The following is a 22,990-nucleotide window of genomic DNA, read 5'->3' as shown; positions in this document are numbered from 1 at the left end:
TTGATGCGGCTGTCCACACACCGGATTGACAGTGGTATGTGATATATTTCTAATCTTTTTAGGAATATGCGATGCAACTCAGACAGCGAATTAAGAAAATGGAGCTGGGTGTAGCTCTTGATAAATATTACGGTTGTGCATCTGTGCAAAAGCGGGGCCATCTGCAGGAGTTTTATCGGATAAATGTTATAAAGCGTTCAGCTCTTGCCAGGCGATACATGCATGAGATTACTTCGGTTGATATTGCAGAATACCGTGATCAGCGACTCTCTGAAGTAAGTGGTAAAACGGGGCGAACTAATAGCCCTGCAAGTGTCCGACTTGAACTTGCGTTGCTATCTGCCCTTTATAACCTTGCTCGAATTGAATGGGGAACATGTACTCATAACCCTGTTGAGCATGTACGAAAACCACCGGCCTCCAAAGGGCGAACCCGAAGATTGACATCTCAGGAGGAGCGAAAGATTGGCAGGGCGCTGGCAAAACGAAATATCGAGTTGGCAGCCATTTTTCATTTGGCCCTTGAAACGGCTATGCGTCAGGGGGAGATCCTCTCACTTCGCTGGGAGAATATCGACCTGCATATTGGCATCGCTCATTTACCTCTCACTAAAAATGGGAGCGTACGGGATGTTCCGTTGTCGTTTAAAGCAAGAAAGGTATTAAGAGAGTATTCCGGCCCTCTATCCGGACCTGTTTTCAGTTATACATCCAATGGGTTTAAAAGCGCCTGGCGAGAAGTTATACAGGCTTTAGGCATTGTCGATTTGCATTTTCATGATCTACGACACGAAGCTATAAGCCGTCTCTTTGAGCTCGGAACACTGAATGTCATGGAAATTGCAGCGATATCAGGACACAAGAGCCTGACGATGCTAAAACGCTATACCCACCTTCGTGCGACGCAGCTGGTTAGTAAACTTGATATACGTAAACGACAGGCGCAGAAACTGGCGGCGATCTTTGTTCCGTATCCTGCTGAACTTGAGAGCAGCAATAACGGTATTGTTTTACGCTTCCCTGATCTTGAACATCCTTCACTTGAAGCGCAAACAAAGGAAGACGTTATCCAGAAAGCCTCTTTTGAGCTTCTCAGAATTCAGGCTCTTGCTGCTCGTTCTGGAGAACGACTCCCTCCACCAGGCAATATCAAAGCTAATGACCCAACTCGTGTGCTCATTAATCCGCTCTGAAATTTTGCGAACCCCTGGATTCAAACACATCTAAAACAAGGACGTTTTTAGACAGCGCTATTATGATAGTGGCCTTTCCAGATGATCCCCTCCGACCTGGTTTCCCCGCCGAAAAAAACTTCAGAAATGGCAGATGAGTTAATCATCGCCATAGAATGACGTTTTTTGCACCTTATGGCTGTTCTGCGCAGCTATAAGGATTTTGAAATGTCAGTCAGTCAAGTCGTCCCGGAAGAAGTTATACCTGAAAATCCAGAGGTTACTTCTTCGAAAGTTGTGCCTGCTGAGCCAGAGGCTCGCCGGTTGGTTCCCATTAACCTGAAAAAAATAGTCCGGATTGGAGGTCTGGGATTCCTCATTGTTTCTCTTGTTGGTTCTGTGGCCACGATTGTGATCATGGCACAGCAAATCTCTGGTCTGAGTATTCGGGTGAACTCCCTGGATGCCGCTTTTCGCAGCGGTCAGATGAGCCAGTTGTCTGGTTCGGTTACTTCGCTCGAAGCTCAAAGCCGGAAACACGAGAAGCAGCTCGAGTCTGTCTCATCAGGGCTTGAATCAGTACAAAACCAGTTAGCTGATTTTCAGGGGGAACATTCAAAATTAACAGGAAGCATTAACAAACTTTCCTCAGAAGCCCTGGCGCGGCGTACCGCGATAGACGAACACTCTGAACGTATTGATGACATTAACTCACGGTTGTCACAGGTTGAATCGCGAGTTGCCGGACTGAGCAAAGCTGAAAGCAACACTTCTCAGAAAGAATTGAAGCAGAACCAGCAACCAGTCACTAAGAGCAAAACATCTTCAAAATCCGGGACAGGCCAGATCGTAAAAAAGCCTGAGCGGTCAGTCAGGCGCGCAGCTGTTGAAGCACCGTTTGTACTGACCGGCATTGAGCGGCGCGGCGGGCAGATGTTCGCCGTCGTCATCCCCCGCGGAAATTCCCAAATATCAGATATGCGGTTGCTTTCACCGGGAGACGGGATGCTGGGGTGGACGCTTCGTTCTATCCAGGACAGTGGTACTGCTGTTTTCAGCGTGAACGGTGCCCAACAGAGTTTACAGGTTCAATAAGAGACCAGGCATATGAAGCATCAGATGAGAAGAATTATGATGGCAGGTGTCCTTTCCTTGCCGTTGTGTGTAGCGGCATCAACAGTTACCACCCCATCGAATCGGAGTCAGCAGACATCCCTGCAGGCATCATCAGCAAACCAGGTTCAGACGCAGCAGCAGGGTCAACAATGGGGGCTTTCAGATGAGGACTGGAGTCGCTATCAGTCGTTGATGAAAGGAGCCAGAGGAATTATGTCCCCTGGTCTTGATCCTCTCACTGCCCTGGGCGTCGAGACAGACAATTCATCTGATCGCCGTCGGCTGGCTGAATTGTGGGTAAAACACGAATACGCCCGTACCGAGAAAGAACTCGCATTTCAACGTGAAATAAATGCTGCCTGGCTTCGTCTTTATCCTGAAACATTGGCCGTGAATATGGGGAATGCCGCGGGTATCGCTCATGACACACAAGGAAGACTGGCGTTATTTGTCAAAGAGTCATGTTCACGCTGTGATGCCCGGCTTGCTGCTGTTATCGCTGACAACAGACCGGTAGATATTTACCTTGTCGGAAATGACGTGAGCGACGAAAAAATCAGATCATGGGCAATAAGCCATGGCATACCAGTCGAAAAAGTGCGTAATCGGCAAATTACCCTTAATCATGATCGCGGTTTGTGGCAGCGCTATGGGCAAGGTCAGATGCCAGTTATTTTGCAGCAGGGAGAAGAGGGATGGCAAATTGCCGCGTTCTGAAACTGGCTTGCTGTTTATGGTTTGTCAGCACTGGTTGCCTGGCGGTCGTGAATGTAAATAGCAGTGTTCAGGTAGTTCCGCAGGCTTATCGGGTCATTGCTGCTGCCGAGCGCGTTCCGGCAGAATCGCTTTACTCGCTGGCGATGGCCGAAAGCACCCGTAAAACCGCATGGGGGTCTAAACCATGGCCCTGGACTATTAATGTAGCAGGGAAAGGATACCACTTTGAAACCCGCGAGGAGGCCTTTGCGGCACTTCTTGGATTTATGCAGCGCTACCCTCTCAAGCGTATCGATGTCGGTGTAGCCCAGGTCAATCTTGGGTGGAACGGGCATCTTTTCCCATCCTTTCGTGATGCTTTTGATCCCTACACAAATCTTCGTGCAGCGGCCCGAATTCTCCGTGCCTGCTATGACGCTCAGCCTGGAAGCTGGATTAAAGCTGCTGGCTGTTATCACCACCCGGCCGGTGGTAAGCCGGCAGCAAAATATATGGCTATCGTACGCCGCAAGCTAAGTCAGATCGCACCTGATATTAAGGTCCCTGAAGGGGGGCCGGTTGCTCTGGCCAGTCACTCATTAACCTGGGTTGAACCTCAATGAAAAAAAATATCGATAAATATTTCAATGGCATCTTTTGTGTATCACTGCTTACAGCAGCGTTTAGTTGTTTTGCTTCGCTGACAGTGGTCGGGGATCTGGGCGGGGAGTCAACCAGACCATTATTCGAGGCGATTAATTCAGGTGAGGAGTCGCATTTGTCCGATGTTTCTTCCTTGCCTGAACCACCGTCATCGCTGTCTATTTCCGATATGTTGCCCGTTAATACACCGGAAATGACACCCGGAAAGGTGACGTCTCGCCCTCTGCAGTTACCCGGTTTGCCCCCTGTTTTTGTGATTGGCGATGATGATATTTCCCGAGCCTGGCTGCGGCAGCGTGGTGCTGAACTGAAAGGGATGGGCGCCACAGGAATGGTAGTGAATGTTACGACTGAAAGTGCGCTCAACACGCTTAGAGGACTCTTGCCAGGTACTGAGATGGTCCCTGTTCGCGGCGGTGATTTGGCACAGCGATTGAAACTGACGCATTACCCTGTCCTGATTACCGCTGATGGATTAGCGCAATGACCACAGTGGTTTTCATATTATTGGCTTTCATTTCACTCACAGCTTTTTGGCTGCGGTGTAATACAAGAAGTGCCCGTGTCCGCAGACATCAGCGTAATCGACAGACGGCTAACAGGGTGTTGCTAAAACTGCCTGAGCTGAAAGCGGGGCAGCAGGTTTTATATTTACGGAAGATTAATCCCTATGTTTTCGAGGAGATGATTCTGACCGCCATAGAGCGGCGAGGAATACCGGTCAGGCGTAATCCGAGTTACAGCGGTGATGGTGGTATTGATGGTCAGTTCTGGATTGGTCAGGAAAGGTGGCTTGTCCAGGCTAAACGATTTGCCAGTGCTGTTCGTCCTGAACATGTCCGCCAGTTTGGTGAGTTAGTTCGACAAGAAAAATGCAGAGGTCTGTTTGTACACACAGGACGAACAGGTTTTATCAGTTTTAAGTATTTCAGTGATTACCCGGAAATTTTGCTCATAAGCGGGTCTTCCCTTTTGCTACTGCTGTCTGGTGAATCCGTTGAACATGTTCTCCGGCCATTAAAAAAGAGGTAATACAGATGAATTTTTCCACATCAACATTACCGTTTATTGGTTCGGTGTGGCTTTTGGTTTCTTTCCGGATTTTCATATTCCGGTCTGTATTGATTTCTTTGCTGATGTTTGGGTTATTTCTTTTCTTTTATTTATTTCTAGCCGTATTCCGCAAGGCCACAGATTCTGCTCATTTATTCCTCAAACTCAATGATAAAACTTTTGCTCTGTTCCAGGGGAGGGCTTTTATATGAGCGACAAGTACGTGATGGAATCCCTCCTTCGCCCGGCGGTTGAACTGTATTCCGCTGCGGCGGCGGGTAGCGCAACCTTTATTTGCCTTACGGCCCCTTGGGCTGTCGCGCTCGCACCATCGGTCAGTTGGGTGACCGCCGCGGGGTTTGGTGTACTGGCGCTGAAGCGTACATCTGAGGGGATGAAAATACTCCGTTACCGCCAAAACATTCGCCGTTTGCCCCGATATGTACTGACCAGCGAGCAGATCCCCGTCAGCCAGCGGCACTTGTTCCTTGGCAAGGGCTTCCAGTGGTCTCCCCGCCATACGCAGCGTCTTCTGGAAGCGAGGCGTCCGGAGTGTGAGGTCTACGTACAACCTTCTGTTATTTATCGCCTGGCACGCGATCTGGAAAAAAAGATGGAGTACAGCTTGCCGTGGTTGTGCAGGCTGACACGAACTGATTCGGCGCTCAACCCGTTTCGCCCGTTGCCTCCTGTAGGAGGAAGCCCCATTTACCATGGTGTGGAACTGGATGAAACTACGGTCACCTATGATCTCGGAGAACGTGTAGGGCATACACTGGTTATCGGCACCACACGAGTCGGTAAAACCCGGCTTGCTGAGTTACTTATCACACAGGATATTCGCCGTAAAAACGCTGCAGGCGAGCATGAAGTTGTCATCGTGTTTGACCCGAAAGGAGATGCCGATCTGTTGAGGCGAATGTATGCCGAGGCACACCGTGCTGGTCGTCAGGATAACTTCTGGGTGTTCCACCTCGGATGGCCAGATATAAGCGCTCGCTACAATGCCGTTGGACGGTTCAGCCGTATCTCGGAAGTAGCATCACGTGTTGCAGGACAGCTCTCCGGAGAGGGCAATTCTGCTGCATTTCGGGAATTTGCCTGGCGATTTGTCAATATTATTACCCGTGCGCTGGTCGCACTTGGCCAGCGTCCTGATTACGGTCTCATACTGCGTTACGTGACAAACATAGGTGAACTGTACGAAACCTATGTTGAGAATATGCTGAGTGAAAAGGCACCACAGTTGCTGAGTACAGTCGAAGCGCTGTTAGGTAGCGGTATAAGCGAGAAGGATCTACCGCGTCACATGCAGGGCAGGCCTAATGGCATGAATATCTGGGCTATTGAGCAGGTACTGGCCAGCGAAGAAGGAAAAAAACTGTGGGACCCGGTGCTGGATGGGCTACGTAGCGCTGTGCAATATGATCGAACGTATTTCGACAAAATTGTTGCGTCACTGCTGCCGCTGCTTGAAAAGCTTACAACTGGTAAAACGGCCGCATTGCTGGCACCTGACTATACGGACCTGAACGATCCGAGACCGATCCTGGACTGGCATAACATTATAAAATCGCGCGGCGTGGTTTATATCGGCCTCGATGCACTATCCGACCCTGTTGTCGCAGCAGCAGTCGGCAACAGCATGTTCGCTGATCTCGTTTCCGAAGGTGGACACATCTATAAATTCGGTCTCGGTGATGAGGATGGCAGAAAAAGTTCGAAAGTGGCGATAAATCTTCACTGTGACGAGTTTAACGAGTTAATGGGTGATGAGTTTATTCCTCTCATCAACAAAGGGGGTGGTGCGGGCTTCCAGGTGACTGCATACACGCAGACTCTTTCGGACATCGAGGCCCGTATAGGCAGCAGTGCTAAAGCGAATCAGGTAGTGGGGAACTTCAACTCATTGATCATGCTCCGTGTGCGTGAAAAAAACACTGCCATGCTCCTGACCGACCAATTACCGGAAGTTGACGTCTACCAGAAAACCCTTACATCTGGTGTCACTGACGTATCCCGGCCGGGAGAGGGTACTGATTTTAACAGTAACGTTCAGGACCAGGTCAGTCTGGTTAAAGTCCCGATGCTCAACCCTTCAGACGTTATCAACCTGCCGAAAGGGCAGGCATTTGCCCTGCTTGAAGGAGGGCGCCTGTGGAAAATCAGGATGCCGTTGCCGGCTGATAACGACGATCCTTACATGCCAGCGAGCCTGAAGCAGCTGGCTGACAATATGGAGCAGAACTACCGAACTGGAGAAACCTGGTGGACAGGCGGTGATGCGGCATATTCGGGGGGGCAAAATGTCTCAGCATGACAGAGATACTGCCAATCGCAGTTCGCCATCCCGACAGAAACAATCCGGACCATTCGGCATGTTGCTCTGGGATTTGCCTGTCAGTTTAATTGGCATTCTGCTGGGGTCGCTTCTGGTTAGCCTGCTGATCGAATATGCCTGCATTGCCTTACTCTGGCCTGACGAAGGTGCTTCACACAGCTACCAGGTGATGGTTGCCGAAAGCCACTGGTTGTCGGAAGGGTACACACGGAGTTTACTGATGGCAGCGCCGGTTGAGACGATTTCGCGGTGGGTACATACCGCCTGGAACTGGCTGTTTATCGATAGCGGATTCAGCCATTGGCTTCAATCATTCAGGGAAACTGGTCAGAAGGGGACTGGAGTTATCCCAACGATAAACCGGTTCGGTGACTCACTAATCGGCTGGCTTGGGGAGTACCTGCAAGCTACGCTCTGGGTAACTCTGATTTTCTTCATCAGGGTGATGATCCTTTTCCTGAGTCTGCCGCTGTTCGGCCTGGTGATTATCACTGGCATAGTTGAAGGGCTGGTCCGTCGAGATTTGCGTCGTTACGGAGCTGGATATGAATCGAGCTTTGTCTACCATCACGCCAAACGTTTTATTAAACCCGCACTTTACGGCCCCTGCATGTTGTATCTGGCCTGGCCGACTGCTGTCTGGCCAAATCTCCTGTTGCTGCCATCAGCATTATTACTTGGCGGTGTTCTGGCCATCGTCACGGCGTCCTTTAAAAAATACCTATAGCCCAGGAAGTAGCTGTTTCGGGAATTCCCCGGAGCCCGCTTGATGTCGCGGGCTTTTTTTTGAAGGTTCATCTGTATTAACCGGCTCACTTTGTGGCATTTAATTTTCTGACCTTCATAAATATTTTCCTGCTGCCAGCATGTCCTGTTTGAGTCAATCTCCCGACGACAAGTTATTAGGGAGAGTCGCAAATGCGTCACACCACAATCATCCTGGCAATGTTATTGCCCGTTCTGCCGGTGCTGACCTGCCAGGCGTCAGAAAAAGATGAGCTGGCACTCGTGATGCGCCAGTTGGATCAGGTTCAGGCTGGCCTTGATCGCGCCCGCGTCGTAGCCAATCAGAATCAGGACGCTCGCTTTTATTTCGACTATCAGCAGGCAACCCGTGACATCTCAACGATGAGGCAGGGCATATCCACTTATCTCGAGCCGTCGCGCGCGCAGCCAACAGCACCCTCCACTTTAGTCACCGGGCAGTACCGTGCTGAGGAGCCCTCATGGCGATGAATGGCTCTCAGCTAAATGGATGGAGTGCGGGCACCGGAAGCAGCCTCACGCCCGGGCAACTGAACCTCTTGATCCTCGGTACGCTCGCCATCGTCGTTCTCCTTTTCAGCGCATGGGCACTGGCGCAGGCCTACCGTGGCCTGGTCAGTAAATCAGTGACGTTCAGGCAGTTCAATGAGCTGCTAATTCGACTGATTGTGCTTTATCTGCTGACCCTGTTTCTGTTTTTCCACTGAAAGGATGACTCAATGAAATTCACTTTCTTCAGGCATTTTCGTTCTGCCTATTCCCGTGCGGGATATTTGATGCTTACCGGTCTCTTAACTGCAAGTCAGGCTATGGCAGACCTGCCAGCTGTTGAACAGCCAACATCTGGAGGCGGTGGTGGAACCTATAACACCGTTATGGGCTACATCAAAATGGGGGCACTTGCGTTAGGGCTTCTTGTTTGTGTTGGTGCTTTTTTTGCCGTCGCACATGCCGTGATTACCGCATTTCACGATATCCGTCGTGGTAAGGGGGAATGGACTCAGTTCCTGGTCTATCTGGTTGTCGGCATCATCCTCATCCTTTTGGTTATTTACCTCGCAACTAAAGCTTCAGATATCCTGTAAGGAGCCGATATGGCCGTCATTGATTTCCTTCCTGACAGACTGAACAACCCCCCCGTGGTCTGGAAAGGGTTCACATCCGGGGAGTTTGTGCTGGCGGCCGTCATCGGTGTTATTGCCGGTATCCCTCTGGCAATACCGTTAGCTCTGGTTCCTTTTGTTGGATGGCTGGCTTTTCCGACGTGCATGCTGCTGATGCCGCTGTTGGTTATTTTTTTTGGCGGCAACTGGATTGCCAGCTACAAGCGCGGTAAGCCAGAAAATTATATCTGGCAACGTCTGGAGGAATTGCGCTGCCGTGCACGTATGTCCCGAACCATGATTCTGGATAGCAGGGCGTGGGAACTTAAACGAACGAAACCTGTTCCGTTGATGCGCGGAGGGAAAGTATGAGTCGTTTTCGTAACGGTATAACCGCCCGCGATAATCATATTATTTCGCTACGTATCGCTTGTGTTTTGCTGGCTCTGGGGCTGTTCGTCACCAGTCTGGGATGGATGCGAGCGCCCTCGGAACTGACAATTCACAACCCGCCCGACCTGCGTTCCGGCAGCACCCGAAAATGGTGGGAGGTCCCGCCATCTACGGTTTACAGTTTTGCTTTTTACATTTTTCAGCAACTGAATTCCTGGCCGAAAAATGGGGAAGCTGACTACATAGCCAAAATTGCCCAAATGAGCCCGTATTTGACGCCGTCCTGTCAGGATTTTCTCAATAAGGACGCCGAGATGCGCAAGAATAATGACGAGCTGCGCGATCGTGTACGCGTGGTATACGAAATCCCCCGTCGTGGTTACAGCAACCGCAGCGTGACCATCATTGATGAAGAACATTGGGTGGTACGGCTGGACCTGGTAGCTGACGAATATTTCCATACCGAACCCGTTAAGCGTGCCCTGGCGCGTTATCCAATGAAAGTGGTTCGCTGGGAAGGCGACCCAGAGCGAAATCCGTTTGGACTGGCACTGGACTGCTATGACAGCGCGCCACAAAGACTTGAGGCGATCTCCTTGCCTGAGCCAGAACAAAAGTCGGGAGCATTCAATTGAAAAAATTCTCAGTGATCCTGCTGACCCTGGTACTGGTCTCAGCCGGAGCTCGTGCTGTTGAGCTTATGAAATGGGAACGGATACCGTTGCAGATTCCCCTGACTGTTGGGCAAGAGCGAATCGTTTTTGTAAACAAAAACGTGCGAGTGGGGTTTCCGCCCGCACTCAACGACAAGCTGCGTATTCAAAGCTCCGGAGGTGTAGTTTATCTCGATGCGAAAGAAGCCTTTCCGGTGACGAGACTGGAGCTTCAGAACAAGGAAAACGGGGAAATACTACTACTTGATGTTTCTGCTGCCCCCGGTAAAACCACGCGGGAACCTGTCAAAATTATCTACGACGGAGAAGTGGCTACCGCTTCGGCGACCGATAAACAGACAGTCAGCAGTGATGGGGACAGTGCCGGCCATCAGTCGTTGGCAGATTCTAAGGCCGAAAGCCGGAGGCCCGCAAAACTCAATGCGCCGCTGCCGGTTGTCCTGACTCGTTATGCCGCGCAGAACATGTATGGACCGTTGAGAACGGTAGAGCCCGTACCGGGAGTAAGTCCGGTTTCACTGAAGCTTCCCCCCCGGATCACCACACTTATGCCCACTGAGTCCGTCAGCGTCACGCCGATGGCTGCCTGGAGTCTGCAGGGCAGCAGTGTAATTGCGCTGCAGGTGCGTAACCGAGCAGCAGTAAAGGTCATCCTCGATCATCGTTCGCTGCAAGGTCAGTTTACTACTGCGACTTTCCAGCACCGTTGGCTGGGGCGTGCCGGTACACCGGAAGACACGACAGTTCTATATCTGGTTACTGCAGGACGCCCCGAAAGTGCCTTTATTGCTGAACAGCGTTTACCCGAATCTGAAGGAAAGGAGAGTAAGCGGAGTAACCGAGGAGCACATAAATGAAAAAGCCTGCTTCAAACCTGCTTGTGAAAATTGCTGTTCCCGTCGTAGTGGTGGGCGCCATCATGATTGGGGTTAAATCCTGTACAGATAAAAACGATAAAAATGAAGCAGGCCAGAAAACCTCTAATGTCGCCCTGAAGGACCTTACACCAGAAGATCTCAAAGCGCTGGGTGTGGAAGGTGACACCGCGCAGGATACTTTGCGTACCCTGGTTGGTAGTTACCGTAAGGTTCAGGGGCGGCTTGACAGCCTTGAAAGCGATAATAAAACGCTTGCTGATGAAAATAAGGAGCTGAAAAAAAATAGCACCAATGTTGATCAGCAAATCAGCCAGGCTGTGGGGCAAGTTCGTTCCGAAGAGGCTCAAAAACGTGCACAACTGAGTTCTCAGGTTACTGATCTGAGTTCGCAGGTGAACCAACTTCTTGACCAACTCAAAAATGGCTCCTCCGGCTTAACGGCAGGAAATAAAGGTAATGCTGCAGGCAGCGATATTCCAGTGGGACTGGGTTATGACAATGGACTAACCGGAGGCACGGGAAATATATCTCAAACAGATGGCAACGGGTTGCAATGGGTTGAGCCGAAAGATGGTATTGCCACGGATGCGAACGGTCGACCTGTCTCAGATAAAAACAGTAATAACGCGACTGGTTTTTCTTTTGCCACCTCCTTTGGCGCTGCAGGTGATGCAGCCAGGCAGGCAACGTCAGCAGTAAGTACAACGGTCCAGAACAACATTCCCGGATCTGAAAAAAATGCCGCCCCTGTTTATACCCTTCCGGAAAACTCCACGCTTGTGGGCAGTCGGGCCATGACCGCTCTGTTGGGACGTATTCCCATTGATGGCAAGGTGACTGACCCTTACCCGTTCAAAGTGATGATCGGAAAAGACAACCTGACGGCAAATGGCATTGAACTACCTGATGTACAGGGGGCGATCGTTTCAGGAACTGCAACGGGGGACTGGACGCTTTCCTGCGTGCGTGGCGCCATAACCAGCATCACTTTTGTTTTTACTGATGGCACTGTTCGTACGCTTCCTTCACCTGAGGGGCAAGGCAGTAATGGTGGTAATCAGAACAGCCAGGGTGGGAATAACAGCAGTATTGGCTGGTTGTCAGATGACAACGGCATTCCATGCATTTCGGGTACCCGAAAATCAAACGCTTCTACTTATCTGCCAACCATTGCCGCACTTGCAGCTGCCAGCGCAGCTGGTGATGCCGTGGCCGAAAACCAGAATACCAGCCAGACCAATGGCTATGGTGGTGTGACGTCAACGCTGACGGGGGATGCTGGTCAGGCAGTGTTGGGTAAGGCGTTATCCGGCGGTATGCGTGAGACCGTTGACTGGGTTAAAGCGCGATATGGTCAGACGTTTGACGCGATCTATGTACCGCCTGGACAAAAAGTGGCTTTACATATCACTCGTCAGCTGGCGATTGATTATGAAGAAAAAGGCCGCAAGGTGAAATATGACGATTTCAGCCTCGCTGGTAGCAGCACGGGCATGGACTGATGGGGATAAAGATGCAGAACAATAAAAACCTCGAATATCGGGTGGACTATATACCACTGGGTGGCCGTCTCTTTGCCGGTTTTGTCAGGTGTGATAATGGCAAATGGGAAGGTAGCAGGCATGAAGTCACCGAACAGGCCCTGCTCGCTGTCGGAAAGAAGCTTCTGAGCGAGGGTAATGGAATGCAGATGCAACTGCCTGATGGGCGAGTGTTTCGTCTGTCAGCTGTCATCAGTGATTCGGATGAAGCGGAGGTGCATGTTGCTCAGTTTTAATCATCTGGCCACCATTATGTTGGTCGTTGTACCGCTTGCCCTCTCGGGTTGCAGTACGTCAAAAGAGGAAATGTTGCCGCCTGGCGACAGCACCATGCTTGAATTATGGAACGATGGTGCATCGGCAACTCATGCTACCAACGAGAGCAGAACAACACTTCGCCGGCCAGTTACAGACAGCGAACGTGAGATCAATCAGCAGGTCAGTAACAGCTACAGCCGCACCCAGGAAAATGAAATTCAGCAGACGTTTCCGCGTCTGCCAAATCCTGACATGGTCATGTATGTTTTCCCGCATCTGGCTGGCGGGAACACGCCGGTTCCAGGCTACAGCACCGTCTTTCCTTTCTACAGCCAGGTACAGTATGCGTTGCCTGGTGAGCGAACGGAGGATCTCTGATGGCTTTCCCTCTATTTAGCCGACGTCGAGCGTCTCAGGATGCTCATCAGTACGGTAACGGTCCGTTTTCCGTCAGTGGGTATGAACCGCTTACCCGGGAAGGGCAGCTGACTCATTCAGATGAAGCGCGTCTGTATTCCACGGCACCTTCCATTATCGATCATGTTCCCTGGGGCGAGTATTTGCCAGAGCATGAATGCATTCTGCTTGACGATGGTGTATCTGTCGGGGCCGTGTATGAGATTATTCCTGTGGGCACTGAAGGGCGCCCGGAAACACGTCTGGACGAAATCTGCAATATCGCTGAGAACGCCCTACAGGACAGTCTCCCTGAACTGGATGATCACCAATGGGTGGTACAGTTTTTCTGCCAGGATGACTCTGATCTCTCTACTTATATGGATACTATCAGAGGCTATGTCAGGCCAAGAGCTCAGGGAACCGAATTCACTAAAGCCTGGCTGGCGGAACAGGAGCGCCACCTAGAAAATGTGGCGGTGGAACAGGGGCTTTTTGTAGACGAGGCTGTCACAGGGGCCGCCTGGAGAGGGCAAATTCGCAGAACGCGCATGGTGGTTTACCGTTGGGTTGAGACGCCGTATCGTGACCCCATGCCACCGGAGGTGCTGCTGAAACAGGTCTGCGATCGCCTGACTGCAGCTCTGAGCGGTGCCGGTATCCGGTGCGAAAAGCAGAACGGCGAGCAAATCCATAGTTGGCTGTTGCGCTGGTTCAACCCGGCGCCGGCGTGGGTCGATAAGAAAACATTGTATCGTTGCGCAAAACACTCCGATTATGCACCGGGCGATCTGCCTCTTCTGAATGATTTCAGCGAAAGCCTCTGGTTTACCCGCCCGCGAAGTGATGCCGAAAGCGGTGTGTGGTGGTTTGATGATGTGGCACATAAAGCTGTTCCGGTTGCCCGCCTGCGTACTGCACCTTCCACCGGTCATCTGACGGGGGAGGTAAAACGTGGTGATAACGTGAATGCCATTATGGATCTGCTTCCGGAAGGGACAGTTCTGGCCATGACCCTGGTGGTTCAGCCTCAGGACAAACTTGAAGAAAGTTTTGCGAGCCTGAGCCGCAATTCAATGGGGGAGAATGTTGATTCCCTGCGTGCTCGTGAAGACGCTGCTACAGCGCGTAATTTCCTGGGAAACAAACACAAACTTTACCGTGCGGCCATCACACTGCTTATCAAGGCTCAGGACAAGGAAACACTCGATAAACGGTATCTTGATCTCAGCAGTAAATTACTGAACTGTGGGATGGAACCGATAAATCCTGAACACGATATTGGCCCTCTCAGCAGTTATATGCGTGCCTTACCCATGTGCTTTAACCCTCAAATGGATAAACACAACTGGTACACGCGCCTTATGTTTGTACAGCATTTTGCATGTCTCGCCCCTATTTATGGTCGTGACACCGGTACCGGTCACCCGGGGCTTACGTTCTGGAATCGTGGTGGTGGCCCCCTGTCCGTAGATCCACTTAATAAAAATGACCGTACCCAGAATGCGCACCTGCTGCTGTTCGGGCCAACAGGTGCCGGTAAATCTGCCACTGCGCTCGATAAACTGGCTCAGATGGTGGCAATCTACCGCCCCCGTATATTTTTGCTGGAAGCGGGTAACAGCTTCGGTCTGTTTGGCGATTACTGTAATTCGCTGGGGCTCTCAGTGCACCGGGTCAGTATCAAGCCTGGTAAGGTTATTTCACTTGCTCCGTTTGGCGATTCACATCTGCTCATGCAGGCGAAACCTGAGACGCTAGTGACAAGCGAAGAGGCCCTCCCTGACATTGATGAAGATGATGAGGACAAGGACGAAGAACGTGACATTCTGGGTGAAATGGAGATAGCAGCGCGGTTGATGATCACCGGTGGTGAAGCAGCAGAAGAGGAGCGAATGACACGCGCCGACCGCGGTATGATTCGTGAGGCGATACTCATTGCGGCTCGTAAAGCGTTTGACGAAAACCGCCAGATGCTACCGGAAGATTTAATGTTCTCGCTTGAGAACATTGCCCGCGATGTCAGCATGGGAGAAGACGGCCGCGAGAAACGCACGCCAGCGCGACGTGCGCGAGCTGAAGAGATGGCAGAAGCATTACGCATGTTTACCGAAGGTTTTGAAGGGGAGTTGTTTAACCGTCCGGGCGCGCAATGGCCAGAGGCAGACGTGACTATTGTTGATTTAGGTACGCTGGCGCGTGAAGGCTATGAAGCTCAGATGGCCGTTGCTGTCATCTCGCTGCTTAATACGATTAACAATATCGCAGAAAGGGAACAGTTCAGCGATCGGGATATCATTGTGCCAATCGACGAAGCGCATATTGTAACTGCTAACCCGCTGTTGGGCCCGTATGCAACCAAAATTGTCAAAATGTGGCGTAAGCTCGGATCATGGCTGTGGTTGTTCACACAGAACCTGGAGGATTTCCCTGACACTGCGAAAAAAATGCTCAATATGGCGGAGTGGTGGATCTGCCTCGTTATGCCACCTGATGAAGTTGAACAAATAGCGCGATTTAAGACGCTCACAGAAGAGCAGAAGGCGATGCTGTTGTCCGCGACAAAACTTCCGAGAAAATACACAGAGGGAGTTATTTTGTCCCGTAAGGTACAGGCGTTGTTTCGTGCGGTCCCCCCCAGTTTGTACCTGGCGCTGGGAATGACTGAAAAAGAGGAAAAAGCCGAAAGACGGGCCATTATGAATGAATTAAATTGCTCGGAGCTTGAGGCCGCATTTCACGTTGCGCGCCGCCTCGATGAGAAACGTGGCATTGGTACTATTCAGGGGACCATATGAAAAAACTGACTATGGCGACGCCGATCGTTGTACCGGACAAGGCTTTTATTGCCTCTGTTATTTTTACCGTTCCGCCACAGGGTTCTGCCTCAGTCGGTGTGGCTGACAGTGAGTCGATTAAGCATCTGCAAGGGGAGATCGTTAAGAGACTGGAGCAGCCTGTATTGCTGTCGGTCTATCCTCACCGGGTTGGCCGGCGCAGCTGCGTTGCAGTCCACCTCAGCGACGTGCATGAGAAAACCCTGGATATCCTGATAACTGTTACCGGCAATACACTCTGGCCAGCAGAACAGGAGTACCGGTCGGGTATCCGATGGAATATCTGTGTTCCCGATGCAACCGATATGCTCTGGGTTCTTAAGGAAATCGACAGGGTGACCTGTGACACCGGATGTGACTTATAACCCTCCGACCTTGCCAGACAGCGGTGTGTTTTCCGCTGTCTGGTAAGGGGGGAGGCTGCGGGTGCGGGCGGCAAAGAGCCCGCGAGTATTAAAGTTCCTGCATTTAAAAAATGACATTTCCAGCGATCTGAGATTTATGCTGACGTACAGATGATGAATTACCAGGGCAAGATTAATTATCATTTTTCACGTCAGAATTAATTACTGACCCCTCCTTAAAGAGAACGCACCCTGAATAGGTTTTTCACACTCAGGGAGTGTTTTTCATGAAAATGCCATTTTGCTGCCTGGCAGCACTGTTCATTTCCGTCGGTGCCAGTGCCGGCACAGTGATATATACCGACTCCTCTCATGCCGTAGCAGCAAATCCTGGTCCGGATGTCTCCGTTGTTGAGCTCGATGCGCCCGAACGAGCACAGGCGGACATTTTCGGTCAGTTATCTGCCGATCCCGTTCTTGCGGAACAACGTGCCCGGGCAGTGATCTCTTCCCCGAATTTCCGGCAGCAGCAACAACAACTGGCTGAAGCTTATGCGGGTGTCACTCATGCCTGGTCCCTCGGTCTGGAAAAATACCCGGCTGTGGTTTTTGATGACGTGTTTGTTGTCTACGGTACGACTGATGTCAACGAGGCAACCCGTCAGCTCGCTGCCTGGAAGGAGAAGAACCGATGAAATCTCTCTCCTTCCGACCACGTCGACTGGCGATCGCCACATTGCTGGTTTGTTCCGGCACCATGGCCAGTGTCAATACAGCGAATCTTCTGGCCAGCGCGGCAAGTACAGACTGTATCAGCTGGCGTGTCAGTGGTATCTGCTACTGGTTATTGTGTACTCCATTTGGTTGCACGGTGAAAACCTCGGTAAAAGTGACGCATTTCATTCCGGAGGCTGTGGTATCGGCTTACCTCAATCCCGGAGATAACCCCTGGACTGAAATGGCCACAGTTAGTGACGCCGCCAGCGGTGCTGAAGGTTCCCTGCTGGAAAGTGTGACGGGCGTGAGTACGGGGGGCGGTCGTCAGGAGATGAAAGCTCCCGGGGAACGTAAGCAGAACCTGCATTTCTATTACGGCGACGCCTATGGCCATCCAGCAACGAAAGTCATTGGCGGTATGGTGCCGGGTTATTCATGCGACAGTGCTGCCACTCCTTTCATGCCATATTTCAACAGCTCACTGGATGCTCTGGTCTGGCGAACGGGTGTCCCGGAGACCCTTTATCCCGAAGCACTCATCCCCGGGCAACGAGAAATCGGGGAAACCACATCCGGCAATATGTGGGGGAACGTTTATCCACGTAGCGGGTTTGTCACCCAGACAGACAGTTACAAATCAGCAGCGGTTGTAGTTCAGCGTGTCGCTGACGTCATTACCCGCTCCGGCCAGCTCCATGTCTACAACCCCCTTACGGGACAGAAGTCCCCGGGTTACTGGCCACCCGAGCCGGTAAAAGAAAATACCGGCACGAAAAACCACAAATGGCAGCGACTTTCGCCTCAGTTGTCCCAGACCTGTGCAGTGTTTCCCGACACCAATGGCCAGATTGCCCAGGACGGTAACTATGCCTGGGCATTGTGGCAACCGTACAGCTGCTGCAAACGTCGCGGCCAGACGTTCCTTTCCAGCACCGATTTCTCATAAAGGTTCAGAACATGAAAAAAGCAGGACTTTTACTGATTTTTGCCTCGCTGCCGGCAATGGCAGCTGATATCTCTTTGTCTTCATCGGGGGCGTCAGTTAGCGGTAACGCTATCAGCGATGGGCTCTTTTATTCTATTGGTGGCGGTTCGGTTATTTCACCCCCGCCCAGTCGTAACAATATGTCCAGGATAGGCATTAATGGTGGCCTTAGCAGTGATCTGATGTGTGGCAATTTCGACATCAAAACAACCGTTGGCAACCAGCTGAATGGTATTACCAGCGGGTTTAAGGATTTGATGGGGAATGTGATTCAGGGGGCGACCGGTGCTGTCATGAGTATGCCGGCAATGGCTATTCAGCGCGCAAACCCCGGGCTGTATGAAATGCTCACCAATGGCGTTCTGCAGGCCGGGTTGAGCTTTGATAAAGCGATGTTGAACTGTCAGAGCATGTCGAAGAAGCTGGCTGATTATACCATTGGCAATAAATGGCAGCAGGTAGCCGTCTCTGAAGAGTACAAAGATATTGTGGCCACAAGTGGCGGCGATGCGGTTTCCAGCGACCAGAAACTGCAAAAAGCAACTGGAGAGGAAGGTGTGACGTGGGTTGGTGGGCAGAAAAGAGGCGGCAAGGGGCAGCCCGCAATTCAGCCCACTCGGGATCTGGCCAAAGCTGGTTATAACATGATGAATAATTTGCCAGTGACCAGTAACAGCAGCGTCGGCTCCTCGAGCTGCAATGGTACCGTATGCCAACGTTATAAATCTTCTGAAGAGGCCGCAACGGCCGTTGTTAAAGTGCTTGGTGATCGCTCCATCAGGACTTGTCGGGAAACCAGTGAATGTACCAGTGGTGGAACCGATAACCAGCCGGGCAGTGCTGTCGCTGGTACTGGCTTTTCTCCCATCCTTGAGGATGCCACGAAAGAGAATCTGAAGCAGCTTAGTAAGCTGGTTAGTGGTGAACTGCAGCCCACCACTGATAACCTTTCCGCACTGAAAACCGGGAGTCTCGTTGTCACCCGCGGGGTAATTCAGGCATTACGTGACGATCCAGACAAAGCGGCCCTGGTTCAGCGGCTTGCCGGCGAACTGGCGATGTCCGATACCGTTGAAACCGCGCTTACAATGCGCAGGATGCTCACTACTGGTGAATCCGAACCTAATGCTGCAGAGCAGCCGGAAGCCATTGCTGAGGGTGATCGCCGCATCGATGCCCTCGATCGCGAGCTGACTGCGCTGCGTAATGAGATGGAGTTACGCAAATCTATAAGCAATAACAGCCTGCTGACGGCACTGGAGCGGCAGGGGACAAGGAATCAGGATAACCGTCTGCAGCAGAAAGCCGGTAACGAGGACCAGGGCTTCAGCCAGATGGGCCAGTCTCAGTCTTCCGGAGCAAACTGATATGAGACTTTACCCGTTCAGCGGCCATATTGGCCGAATTCTCCTTATGGTGCTGCTCATTCTGTTGATGACGGCCAGCATGTTTGCTATCGCAGCGGTATTTATGGCTTACGACCCTGATGGCCACATCACACGGCGCTGGTTGCATGACAGCCGATGGGGACTGTTTGCCTGGCGACTGGTTCTTTATGGCTGCCTTATTACCGCCTGGATATTGAAGGTACGCCCACAGGCATTAATCCGCTGGCCGGATGGACGTCCGCGTCTTGTGCGTATGGAACTGATGGGGGGGTTGTTCCTGGTAGCCACGGAATATGTGGCCTGGACAAGCGCTGTGTAAGGAGAGGACGATGACCGCAAACAGTTTTCTGGAATATTTTCTCGTTCTCTTTGGCTGGGTAATGAACAATGCCATGTGGAGCATTCTCAGCAATACGGGCCTTTTTGCATTGCCACTGGTGGTCAGGGTTCTTGGCGTCTGGCTGAAAGTGAGGGAGGAGGGGGCTGACGAGGGGAACAAAGGGCTTCTTGCCCTTCCGCGAATCGAACATGCACTGTATGTGTCTTATCTTGTGATGCTCTTTTGCTGTATTCCGCTGTTGCCGGTTGATATCAGCACAATCAAGTTCGACAGCTCGCGCGCTAAACAGTGCGGCGTCAGTGTGCCGACGCCACAGAATTCTGGCTACAAGGGACTCGTTAATGATTTCGACGGTCGCACGGCCGAGGTTCCAGTATGGTGGTATCTCCTGCATATGATGTCGAAAGGCACAACGCAGGCAATGATTGCGTCAATCCCATGCGGTACGAATTTGCGACAGATGCGTTTTGACGTTCAGAACACGAAGCTGCGTGACCCTGTGTTGCTGCAGGAGGTCCAGGAATTTGCAGATCAATGTTACTCGAGAGCATATTTCAGACTGAAAAACAGCAACAGCCAGCTCAGTGATGCCACCATCAACTCTGTGGGCTGGATAGGTAGCAGCTACTTCCTGAATACTTCCGGATATTATGACTACTACACGGCTATGACGCCACGTAGCCAGTGGCCTTACAACAGTAGCCGGGACAGTGGCTATCCAGATACAGGTACAGGTGGATATCCAACATGTAAGACGTGGTGGTCCGATGGTACTTCCGGGCTTCGCAAACGAGTTCTGGCCAGCTTTAGTGATAACACACGTAAGGAGATGCAGCGCCAGTTCCCCGGACAGCAGTGGGAAGAAATCGCCCTACGCTGGCTTGTCAGCCCACGTAACGCAGATCTGTCTGGGGGCGGTACCACTTATGCTGTTGGCAGTAGCGATACAACCACCGGAGTAGTTGGTAATCTTACACGCCTTACCTCGTCTATTGGTCTTGGACTGAAACAGGCCGAGGCGTTACCTGGATTTGATGCAATGAAGCAGGCACTGCCGATGATCCAGGCATTATTGCTGATGATGATAATCACGGTCATTCCTGCGTTAATGATGTTCAGCGCCTACGATCCGAAAACCATTTTTACTATCTCATTCGCATTATTCGCTCTTCAGTTCATTACGTTCTGGTGGGAACTGGCAGGCTGGCTTGATGACAGATTGATCACCATCCTCTATGACAATATGGCTGAGCAGGGGATTGCAAACAGCTCGGTGCCTTTCGCGGCTTTCTTTAGCTCAACGGCTGATGGATGGATTATGAACCTAGTACTGGGGATGATGTACCTGGTCTTTCCGATGTTCTGGGTTGGTATGCTGAGTTGGGCTGGAGTTCGAATTGGTAATATGGCTAACAACTTTAGTGATGCTTCTAAAATGCCTACGGATGCTGGCTCGGAAGCAGGTAAAAAAGCTCAAGGGGTGGCGATTGATGCAGCTTCAGGAGGGATTAAATCAGGATTAAGTAAAGGATAACTGATGGCTATATGAAGCGGTGGTTATGCCATCGCTTCATAAGATTAAAAATTGTTAGAACCACCGTTAATACCTTTTTTCTCCCAGCTGTAACGGATAGAAGATTTATATTGGTCCTGTTTGTCTTTTGTGACATCCGCTTTAGAGGTAGAGGCGAGTACAGATGAAATCACACAACCAATTTCTTGTGTTGCACTCGTAAGTTTTACCGGCTCAGGTTTTTTCCGCTTCAGCTTGGATTCATCACAAACGATATTGCGGCGTTTTGTGGTGAAGCGCGCAAAGGTGCTGCTCAGGTCATCTTTATTGAAACCGTCCTCGCTCATGGTAATGACTCCTCATTTTGTCTAATAAATAAGCTACTAAAAATCCCCTATACACGCAAATTATTAAGCGCTATCTGGGCCGTATAAGGGACATGTCAACCTGTCTTTTAGACTCTACCTGCCAGTTTATCCGTAGCATCGATTGCAGGTTGTAGGCTTCTGATAAACTCCTTCAACTCATACATGCTTGAGCAGCATGAAATTGCTGGCTGGTTTGGATTTACAAAAGGGTTATGACCATTTGTCATCTGCCCTTTCAGTCCAGCCAGTTTTTCGGTAATCATGAACCAGCTGCAGTCGTTAATCAGATTCAGAATGTAGATTGTCTCTATATCCAAGGTTAGCCGCGAATCCAGCAGGCGCGAGATTTCTTTCTTTATATGCACATTATGGTTTTGAAAAAACTCGAACCAGTCTGCATATATCAGCTTTGGGTGTGCCTGAAGGAGTAAAGGTGCGTTACGTGCAAAGGGATTGATACCCGTAAATGTCGCATAAAAATCCTGTTCGGTTGAGTCATAGCTCAGCGTGGAGGACACATTGCGCAAATGTTCATCAAACCCTTTTTTTATCCGTGTCAGTATAAAATTAACAAAAGCCGCACTGGTTTTTTTTTCTGCAAACACTGGCGGGTGAATACAGAACATATAAAAAATGTAGCTGGCGATTACCGAGCCAAGAATGCCTTCCACCACCGGGCTGACTGCAGACATAAAATGCAGCGGAGCTGGTATACAGTTCAGAACCGCCACCTTGAACAGCAATACAACCAGACTACCGAGCCCGATCCAATGATAAAGCGCATCTACCGATCTGAGAAATCGGTACGTCTCCTTGCATCTTTCACGCATATTTTTTTTACTCATATTTTTAACTTTATCCTTAGCCGGTATGGATACCATAATGCTGACTTCCGCTTGTAATACCTGACATATCAGGCCGTCAGTCTGCTGGCCCGCTGGAGTCAGTGTGATTGACGGATTCAGTGCTCCCCACGATAAACTCCTTCAGGGACGTGAGTGCCCTAACCTGACGGACCGGTAACCGTTCTGTCGCTTTTGTCGTAATCTCTCAGGTACTGCACCAGTGCTTGGCTGGCCAGCTCACAGTAGCAGTCCGGAAATGACCCCAGCTCCTTGTGCCAGGCGGAGGGCACAAGGAGCTGGCGCGTTCCTTGGTGGAGAGCTCCAGCGGACGGCGGAAGGCCCTCACGTGGGCCTGTATTTCCGCTTTCATTTCTTCGCCTTCCCATCATGGCGTGCCAGGGCCAGCAGCTCGGCCTGCAGCGCACGGCCATCCTCGCGGGTTTCCTTCAGCTCCGCTTTGGTGTCCTGCAGCTGCGTCGCCAGGTGTTCGCCGGTGGCGGTCAGACGGGCTACCTGGGGTCCGCTTGGAAAACGGAATCTATGGTCACTCCCGTTTTTGCAACACCGATTTTGACGACAAGTTGGCTTGCTTGAATCTATCCGG

Annotated in this window: 26 protein-coding genes and 1 pseudogene; 24 read left to right on the top strand and 3 right to left on the bottom strand. The window is 51.1% G+C overall.

What is annotated here, in order from left to right; genetic code table 11:
- The first annotated feature begins 71 nt into the window (after window positions 1–71).
- The 24 genes from GF617_RS12900 to GF617_RS12785 all read left to right on the top strand — a co-directional run bounded on the left by GF617_RS12900 (window position 72) and on the right by GF617_RS12785 (window position 21,194).
- The gene (locus GF617_RS12900) at window positions 72–1,193 is read left to right on the top strand and encodes a site-specific integrase (protein WP_032676573.1); all 1,122 of its coding nucleotides are present in this window, start codon (window positions 72–74) and stop codon (window positions 1,191–1,193) included.
- Between the two features lie 207 nt (window positions 1,194–1,400).
- A complete protein-coding gene (locus GF617_RS12895) occupies window positions 1,401–2,267 on the top strand; it encodes a hypothetical protein (RefSeq protein ID WP_064373775.1) in 867 nt (288 codons plus the stop codon).
- Between the two features lie 24 nt (window positions 2,268–2,291).
- Window positions 2,292–3,005, top strand: a complete 714-nt coding sequence (locus GF617_RS12890; protein WP_064373815.1) for a TIGR03759 family integrating conjugative element protein — start codon at window positions 2,292–2,294, stop codon at window positions 3,003–3,005.
- Window positions 2,984–3,607, top strand: coding sequence for a transglycosylase SLT domain-containing protein (locus GF617_RS12885; protein WP_064373777.1), 624 nt, complete (start codon window positions 2,984–2,986; stop codon window positions 3,605–3,607). The genes GF617_RS12890 and GF617_RS12885 overlap by 22 nt, the downstream gene beginning before the upstream one ends.
- Window positions 3,604–4,134 carry an integrating conjugative element protein gene (locus GF617_RS12880; protein ID WP_032676576.1) on the top strand — a complete coding sequence of 177 codons (531 nt, stop codon included), beginning with the start codon at window positions 3,604–3,606 and terminating at the stop codon, window positions 4,132–4,134. The genes GF617_RS12885 and GF617_RS12880 overlap by 4 nt, the downstream gene beginning before the upstream one ends.
- Complete coding sequence (locus GF617_RS12875; RefSeq protein ID WP_032676577.1) at window positions 4,131–4,679, top strand: restriction endonuclease; 549 nt, start codon at window positions 4,131–4,133, stop codon at window positions 4,677–4,679. The genes GF617_RS12880 and GF617_RS12875 overlap by 4 nt, the downstream gene beginning before the upstream one ends.
- A gap of 229 nt (window positions 4,680–4,908) precedes the next feature.
- Window positions 4,909–7,020, top strand: a complete 2,112-nt coding sequence (traD, locus tag GF617_RS12870; protein WP_064373779.1) for a type IV conjugative transfer system coupling protein TraD — start codon at window positions 4,909–4,911, stop codon at window positions 7,018–7,020.
- Window positions 7,007–7,768 (top strand): TIGR03747 family integrating conjugative element membrane protein, encoded by a 762-nt coding sequence (locus tag GF617_RS12865; RefSeq protein WP_064373782.1) that lies wholly within the window; start codon window positions 7,007–7,009, stop codon window positions 7,766–7,768. Before traD ends, GF617_RS12865 begins: the two co-directional genes overlap by 14 nt.
- A 191-nt stretch (window positions 7,769–7,959) precedes the next feature.
- Window positions 7,960–8,277, top strand: a complete 318-nt coding sequence (locus GF617_RS12860; RefSeq protein ID WP_001216596.1) for an RAQPRD family integrative conjugative element protein — start codon at window positions 7,960–7,962, stop codon at window positions 8,275–8,277.
- The gene (locus tag GF617_RS12855) at window positions 8,268–8,513 is read left to right on the top strand and encodes a TIGR03758 family integrating conjugative element protein (protein ID WP_064373783.1); all 246 of its coding nucleotides are present in this window, start codon (window positions 8,268–8,270) and stop codon (window positions 8,511–8,513) included. The genes GF617_RS12860 and GF617_RS12855 overlap by 10 nt, the downstream gene beginning before the upstream one ends.
- Window positions 8,514–8,525: 12 nt before the next feature.
- Window positions 8,526–8,891 (top strand): TIGR03745 family integrating conjugative element membrane protein, encoded by a 366-nt coding sequence (locus GF617_RS12850; protein ID WP_064373785.1) that lies wholly within the window; start codon window positions 8,526–8,528, stop codon window positions 8,889–8,891.
- 9 nt (window positions 8,892–8,900) lie between these two features.
- On the top strand, window positions 8,901–9,281 hold the full coding sequence (locus tag GF617_RS12845; protein ID WP_000268263.1) for a TIGR03750 family conjugal transfer protein: 381 nt from the start codon (window positions 8,901–8,903) through the stop codon (window positions 9,279–9,281).
- Window positions 9,278–9,937, top strand: coding sequence for a PFL_4703 family integrating conjugative element protein (locus tag GF617_RS12840; RefSeq protein WP_064373787.1), 660 nt, complete (start codon window positions 9,278–9,280; stop codon window positions 9,935–9,937). The genes GF617_RS12845 and GF617_RS12840 overlap by 4 nt, the downstream gene beginning before the upstream one ends.
- On the top strand, window positions 9,934–10,833 hold the full coding sequence (locus GF617_RS12835) for a TIGR03749 family integrating conjugative element protein (RefSeq protein WP_064373788.1): 900 nt from the start codon (window positions 9,934–9,936) through the stop codon (window positions 10,831–10,833). Before GF617_RS12840 ends, GF617_RS12835 begins: the two co-directional genes overlap by 4 nt.
- On the top strand, window positions 10,830–12,356 hold the full coding sequence (locus tag GF617_RS12830) for a TIGR03752 family integrating conjugative element protein (RefSeq protein ID WP_064373791.1): 1,527 nt from the start codon (window positions 10,830–10,832) through the stop codon (window positions 12,354–12,356). The genes GF617_RS12835 and GF617_RS12830 overlap by 4 nt, the downstream gene beginning before the upstream one ends.
- Window positions 12,357–12,367: 11 nt before the next feature.
- Window positions 12,368–12,631 carry a hypothetical protein gene (locus GF617_RS12825; RefSeq protein ID WP_305955352.1) on the top strand — a complete coding sequence of 88 codons (264 nt, stop codon included), beginning with the start codon at window positions 12,368–12,370 and terminating at the stop codon, window positions 12,629–12,631.
- Window positions 12,615–13,031 (top strand): TIGR03751 family conjugal transfer lipoprotein, encoded by a 417-nt coding sequence (locus tag GF617_RS12820; RefSeq protein WP_000926982.1) that lies wholly within the window; start codon window positions 12,615–12,617, stop codon window positions 13,029–13,031. The genes GF617_RS12825 and GF617_RS12820 overlap by 17 nt, the downstream gene beginning before the upstream one ends.
- Window positions 13,031–15,847 (top strand): conjugative transfer ATPase, encoded by a 2,817-nt coding sequence (locus GF617_RS12815; RefSeq protein WP_203451814.1) that lies wholly within the window; start codon window positions 13,031–13,033, stop codon window positions 15,845–15,847. Before GF617_RS12820 ends, GF617_RS12815 begins: the two co-directional genes overlap by 1 nt.
- Complete coding sequence (locus tag GF617_RS12810) at window positions 15,844–16,251, top strand: hypothetical protein (RefSeq protein ID WP_000737122.1); 408 nt, start codon at window positions 15,844–15,846, stop codon at window positions 16,249–16,251. The genes GF617_RS12815 and GF617_RS12810 overlap by 4 nt, the downstream gene beginning before the upstream one ends.
- A gap of 266 nt (window positions 16,252–16,517) precedes the next feature.
- On the top strand, window positions 16,518–16,925 hold the full coding sequence (locus GF617_RS12805; RefSeq protein ID WP_058799411.1) for a TIGR03757 family integrating conjugative element protein: 408 nt from the start codon (window positions 16,518–16,520) through the stop codon (window positions 16,923–16,925).
- The gene (locus GF617_RS12800; protein WP_000839024.1) at window positions 16,922–17,893 is read left to right on the top strand and encodes a TIGR03756 family integrating conjugative element protein; all 972 of its coding nucleotides are present in this window, start codon (window positions 16,922–16,924) and stop codon (window positions 17,891–17,893) included. Before GF617_RS12805 ends, GF617_RS12800 begins: the two co-directional genes overlap by 4 nt.
- Before the next feature lie 11 nt (window positions 17,894–17,904).
- Window positions 17,905–19,299: an integrating conjugative element protein gene (locus GF617_RS12795; RefSeq protein ID WP_203451813.1), complete on the top strand. Its 1,395-nt coding sequence runs from the start codon at window positions 17,905–17,907 to the stop codon at window positions 19,297–19,299.
- 1 nt (window position 19,300) lies between these two features.
- Window positions 19,301–19,639: a hypothetical protein gene (locus GF617_RS12790; protein ID WP_203451812.1), complete on the top strand. Its 339-nt coding sequence runs from the start codon at window positions 19,301–19,303 to the stop codon at window positions 19,637–19,639.
- Between the two features lie 10 nt (window positions 19,640–19,649).
- A complete protein-coding gene (locus GF617_RS12785) occupies window positions 19,650–21,194 on the top strand; it encodes a conjugal transfer protein TraG N-terminal domain-containing protein (protein ID WP_203451811.1) in 1,545 nt (514 codons plus the stop codon).
- Window positions 21,195–21,238: 44 nt separating this feature from the next.
- Here GF617_RS12785 and GF617_RS12780 read toward each other — a convergent pair whose 3' ends face one another.
- From GF617_RS12780 to GF617_RS12770, 3 genes and pseudogenes are all read right to left on the bottom strand, one after another.
- Window positions 21,239–21,520 carry a hypothetical protein gene (locus GF617_RS12780; RefSeq protein WP_203451810.1) on the bottom strand — a complete coding sequence of 94 codons (282 nt, stop codon included), beginning with the start codon at window positions 21,518–21,520 and terminating at the stop codon, window positions 21,239–21,241.
- Between the two features lie 107 nt (window positions 21,521–21,627).
- Window positions 21,628–22,386, bottom strand: a complete 759-nt coding sequence (locus tag GF617_RS12775) for a hypothetical protein (RefSeq protein WP_203451809.1) — start codon at window positions 22,384–22,386, stop codon at window positions 21,628–21,630.
- A 366-nt stretch (window positions 22,387–22,752) separates the two neighbouring features.
- Window positions 22,753–22,990, bottom strand: a pseudogene (locus GF617_RS12770) (hypothetical protein); the annotation flags it as partial.

This window comes from Lelliottia sp. RWM.1 (assembly GCF_016859735.1).
In the GTDB taxonomy this organism is placed as follows: Bacteria; Pseudomonadota; Gammaproteobacteria; order Enterobacterales; family Enterobacteriaceae; genus Enterobacter.
This window is presented reverse-complemented; position numbering and strand designations above follow the sequence as displayed.